Genomic DNA, 4,037 nt, shown 5'->3' on the forward strand with positions numbered 1-4,037 from the left:
CTGCGGTCATGGGCTTCTCTGGTGTTGTGGTTCCAGCGTCCTGCCGGGGATGAATGATCAGCCGCACGACCGTCCATGGCCGCGTTCGGTGCGAGTGACATTAGGGGCAGCCTGTGGCAGTTCCATGAACCGAAGATGACGGTCGGGTGGCAGTTTGGGGACGGTTTGACGAGGGATTTTTCGGGAGGTGTGTGGACAGGTTGGCGTGCAAGGGCGATCTAGCGGCCATGAGGGCTAGACAAGTTGTCTCGGATGTTGAAGCTTGGGCGGGTGGCTCAATGGCGAGGCTGAAACAAATATCTCGTGCCGCTGGTCCGTTGGCACAACGCTATGCATCCAGTTGGACTGGCGTGACCCGGGAATGGACGCGGAGTGTCCCGGGATGCATGCCCACGCAGAGCGTGGGTACGATCGAAATCGAGGGTGAACCCACTATCCCCTTCCCGGCTAAAGCCGGTCCCACTAACCGCGACGCGTGCATTCAGTGGGACTGGTTTTAGTCAGAAAATTGCAGGAAGGACTGGCGGAACACGATGCCCTTAGTGGGACTGGCTTCAGCCGGGAAGGCGTCTGGCGAAACACTGAATGATTGAGGGTGTTCACACCGGCCTCTTCCCGGCTAAAGCCGGTCCCACTAACCGCGACGCGTGCATTCAGTGGGACTGGCTTTATTCAGCAAATCTCAGGAAGGACTGCCGGAACGCGATGCACTTAGTGGGACCGGCTTCAGCCGGGAAGCCCTTGATCTGCTTTTGATCTTCCTGCGCAAGAAGCCCAGACACCACAAATCGCGACTTGGGTGCAGGCTGAACGCAGGTCTCGCTCCGTGGGCCGAGCCGCATGGATGCGGCGAGAGCTGCCCCCCGCCATGGATGGCGGATGGCAGCGGGCCCACGGAGTGAGATCGGAGTGAAGGAACCCGACGAAGTCGGGCCCAACCAGGAGCAGGCACCCTTGGTTACTTGGGGTGCCTTTCCAAGTAACTCGCCAAAGGCGAAACCAGAGGCCGTTAGGCCGACGCCCTTGATACTAGATCCGGAACGTACCCACCAGATGCTGCAACCGCGCAGTCTGGTGTTCCAGATGAGCGCAAGCGTCGAGGGTGGATTTCAGGTTGTCGACACCTTCCTGGTTCAGCGTGTTGATCTCGGTAATGTCAACGTTGATCGACTCGACCACGGCGGTCTGCTCCTCGGTCGCGGTCGCCACCGACTGGTTCATGCCGTCGATCTCGCCAATCCGGCGGGTCACGCTGTTGAGGCGCTCGCCGGCCTGATTGGCGATGGTCACACTGTTCTCGCTCTGACGCTGGCTCTCGGTCATGTTGATCACCGCGTCGCGCGCGCCGACCTGCAATTCCTCAATCATGCCCTGCACCTGCTGCGCCGAATCCTGCGTGCGGTGGGCCAGGTTCCTGACCTCGTCCGCCACCACGGCAAACCCGCGCCCCGCTTCCCCTGCCCGCGCCGCTTCGATGGCGGCGTTGAGCGCGAGCAAGTTGGTCTGCTGCGAAATGCCGGTGATGACTTCCAGGATCTGCCCGATGTTCGCCGTCTTGTTGTTCAGCGTTTCGATGTTCGCGCACGACTCGCTGATCTTCTCGGACAGCTGGTTCATCGCCTGGATGGTCTGGCTGACCACGCCCTGGCCTTCGCTGGCCAATTGCGTGGCTTCACTGGAATGCTGAGACGCCAATGCTGCGTTCTGCGCGATTTCCTGTGCGGCAGCGCCAAGCTGATTGATCGCGGCGGCCACGCTGCTGGTGCGGCTGGTCTGCTGATCGGAATTACCCATCGACGAATTGGAAGCACCGACGACCCGCGCCGCGACTTCACCCAACTGCCCGGCCGTCGACGCCACCTCACGAATGGAGCTGTGAATACGCTCGACGAAGCGGTTGAACGACTGCGCCAGGGCGCCGAATTCGTCCTGGGAAACAATCGCCAGGCGCATGGTCAGGTCGCCTTCGCCGTCGGCGATGTCCTGCATCGCCCGACCCATCTGGTGCAGCGGCTGCATGAGCACGCGGATCAACAGACCCAGCAGGACCATGATGATGGCGACCGCGATGACCATGGCCAGCAAGGCCGAAGAGCGGAACTCGCTGAGCATCGAGTAGGCCGCGTCGCGGTCGAGCACCAGGGCGACGTACCAGTTGGCCGACGACAGCCCTTCCACTTTGGTGAACGAGATGATCTGGCCTTTGCCGCCGGATTCGATTTCGGCAACGCCGGGCGCGATGGTCGGCGCGCCGCCAGGGTAAGCCTCGGAGACGTTCTTGAGGATCAGCTTGCTGTCCGGGTGAATCAGAATCTTGCCGTCGGCGCTGACGATGTAGGCATAGCCGTGGCCGCCGAAGTTCAGCGAGTTGATGGTCTTGCTGATGGCGTCCAGGGAGATGTCTGCACCGGCGACGCCGATCATCTGCCCTTGCTGGCGCACCGGCGTGGCCAGTGTCACCACCAGCTTGCCGGACGACGCCGCGATATACGGTTCGGTGACGATAATGCCCTGTGCGGCATCGGCCGCCTTGTACCAGCCCCGCGCGCGTGGGTCGTAATCGGCCGCGCGATTGCCTGCCGGCACGGAGAACATGACGCCGTCCTTGCTGCCGAAGTAACTGAGCTGGAAATTGTCCGGGTACACCGGCAAACCGATTGCGCGCTGCAGGCTGCTCAGCGCCGGACCGTCAACCGCGATCTGCTGCGCCATGGAGTTGAGCAACTGGCTGCGGCTGTCCAGCCAAGTCTGAATGTTTTGCGTGGTCAGGCTACCCAACTGTTGAAGGTCGGCGGCGACACTGCTTTTTAATGTTTGGCGCTGGCGATAGTCGTTCACCAGAATGAAACATGAAAAGGCAACTACCACTATCAGTGCAGCGGCCAGCAGGATCTTCCTGCTGAAACCCAGACGTTTGATCATATGCGTGTGTCCATAACCAGAGATAACAGCAAGGAGGGTGCGGTGCCCGTAGGTGCGCTGCGCGCGCGGCAAGCGAGAAAAGGCACGGCCTGAAAGATGTTTCGGCTGCAAACGCCGGGAGTTTAGGGCCGGTTGTCGCTGAAAGTTTGGGGTATGTATTTGAAGGGTGGAGTGTTTGAACGGCACTTCAAATGCGGGGCGTTAAAATGTTGGGTGGATCCAATAAAGACCGTTGTTTAAATAGGCTTAATTAACAAACGTCAAATACCGGAGTGGGTAAGAACCCGACTTTTTGCGCTGCCATGGGGACCTATTAACTTACGGGGACGCACTGTACATAACTTGAGTTCCATGAACCCAGGCGACGCGGAGCGTCGAGGGATGCATTCCCACGCGGAGCGTGGGAACGATCAGGCAGTCAGGTGCCACACCGAAAGATTTGTATCGCTGACGCTGGCCTCTTCCCGGCTGAAGCCGGTCCCACTGAAAGCAATGAGGGCAGTCAGTGCGACCGACTCTTGCCGGAAACCTGATGCATTCCCACGCGGAGCGTGGGAACGATCAGGCAATCAGGTGCCACATCGAAAGATCTGTATCGCTCACCCTGGCCTCTTCCCGGCTGAAGCCGGTCCCACTAAAAGCAACGTGTCCAGCCGGTGGCACCGACGGCGCCCCAGTAGGACCGGCTTCAGCCGGGAAGCCCTTGATCTTGATCTTCAGACGCGGGAAGTCCAGACGACACCAATCGCGACTTGGGTGCAGGCTGAACGCAGGTCTCGCGCAGTGGGCCGAGCCGCATGGATGCGGCGAGAGCGCCGTCAGGACATGGATGTCCGTTCGGCGCGGGCCCACGGAGCGAGACCGGAGTGAGGGAACCCTGACGAAGGAAGGGCCCAACCAGGAGCAAAAGCCCTTGGTTACTTGGGGCTTTATCAAGTAACTCGCCGAAGGCGAAACAGTCTGCCCCCAGGCAGACGCATTCGATCTTGATCTTGATCTCGACACAGAGCTGAACAACCTACGCCAGCCGCTCCTGCACCAACGCATTGCGAACAACGACCAGCATCGACTCGATATTCTGCGACCAATCCACCGTTGCGCAAATACGCAGACAT

Annotated in this window: 1 protein-coding gene and 1 pseudogene; both read right to left on the reverse strand. The window is 60.2% G+C overall.

Going from position 1 to position 4,037, the window contains the following annotated elements:
- Window positions 1–1,029 precede the first annotated feature (1,029 nt).
- Window positions 1,030–1,794, reverse strand: a complete 765-nt coding sequence (locus tag VF672_RS24560) for a methyl-accepting chemotaxis protein (RefSeq protein WP_414705580.1) — start codon at window positions 1,792–1,794, stop codon at window positions 1,030–1,032.
- A gap of 93 nt (window positions 1,795–1,887) precedes the next feature.
- Window positions 1,888–2,922 (reverse strand): annotated as a pseudogene (locus tag VF672_RS24565) (HAMP domain-containing protein); the annotation flags it as partial.
- Between the last annotated feature and the right edge of the window lie 1,115 nt (window positions 2,923–4,037).

It is taken from the genome of Pseudomonas sp. (assembly GCF_036387035.1).
Taxonomy (GTDB): Bacteria; Pseudomonadota; Gammaproteobacteria; order Pseudomonadales; family Pseudomonadaceae; genus Aquipseudomonas.

Bases quoted from the DNA above. Each gene is read 5' to 3' on its own strand.
- VF672_RS24560 (WP_414705580.1), bottom strand. From the start codon at position 1,794: ATGGGTAATTCCGATCAGCAGACCAGCCGCACCAGCAGCGTGGCCGCC.